2 protein-coding genes are annotated in these 901 nt (G+C 61.7%); both read left to right on the forward strand.

The window, feature by feature from the left end:
- A partial coding sequence (locus HMPREF2656_RS03990; RefSeq protein ID WP_371440647.1) for an HAD family hydrolase occupies nt 1–302 on the forward strand: 302 nt, incomplete at its 5' end.
- Nucleotides 295–801 (forward strand): GNAT family N-acetyltransferase, encoded by a 507-nt coding sequence (locus HMPREF2656_RS03995; RefSeq protein ID WP_070815930.1) that lies wholly within the window; start codon nt 295–297, stop codon nt 799–801. The genes HMPREF2656_RS03990 and HMPREF2656_RS03995, both read left to right, overlap by 8 nt.
- The last annotated feature ends 100 nt before the right edge of the window (nt 802–901 follow it).

Genomic DNA, 901 nt, shown 5'->3' on the forward strand with positions numbered 1-901 from the left:
CTCAAGGAAACCTCCGCCGCTTCCTTGAGGACCTACTGCAGCAACACGATCTCAAGCAGTGCACCGCCTACTCCGACAGCATCAACGACCTGCCAATGCTGGAGATGGTCGGCTCCCCCGTTGTCGTCAATCCGGACCGTGCGCTGCGCCGCCACGCGAAAGCCCAAGGCTGGGCCGTCCGCGACTACCGTCCGGTGCGCCGCGCCGTACGCCTGTCCACCCTGCCGGTACTGAGTGCCGCGGGTGAGTTCTCTTTGTGGCGGTTGTGGAGCAAGCGGCAGGACAGGACTCACCATGTCTGATGCGTTTGCCCTGCACACCCCGCGGCTTGAGTTGTCGGTGCCTACGCATGCGGATATCGATGCCATTTTTGCGATTCACTCAGATCCCCGCACCTACGAGCACCGCCCCGAGCTGACAATGAAGACCCGCGATGAGGCTGTCGAGCTTGCGCGCTCGTGGCAGAACAATTGGGCCGATCAGCAGTTGGGCTACTACACGGTACGCACCCTCGACCGCGCGACCATCGGCTTTACCGGGGTACGACACAGCGAGGAAGCCGACGAAGAAGTCATGAACCTCTACTACCGGTTCGCACCCGAATCGCAAGGCCAGGGCTACGCCAAGGAAGCCGCAGCCGCCGCGATTGCGAGCGCCCGCGAGCGCTTCCCGACGTTCCCCATCGTTGCCATCATCGACCCTGTGAATGAGGCGTCGATTGGCCTAGCTGTGAGGCTCGGACTTGCGCATGTTCCCGGAGCGGGCGTTCCCGGCGACTACGAGGTGTACCGGCTTTCCTAGGTGGGAAAGTCCGCGTTGGTTGGGACTGTTCGGTGGGTATTGGGGCACGCACGGTTATTGATACTCAAAACTGAAGTGTCCCAGGTTTTGTTCCGTTTGA

The sequence above is a fragment of the Corynebacterium sp. HMSC034B08 genome (assembly GCF_001835805.1).
GTDB classification, from domain to species: domain Bacteria; phylum Actinomycetota; class Actinomycetes; order Mycobacteriales; family Mycobacteriaceae; genus Corynebacterium; species Corynebacterium coyleae.

Coding starts and splice junctions, on each gene's coding strand:
- HMPREF2656_RS03995 (WP_070815930.1), top strand. CDS start 295: ATGTCTGATGCGTTTGCCCTGCACACCCCGCGGCTTGAGTTGTCGGTG.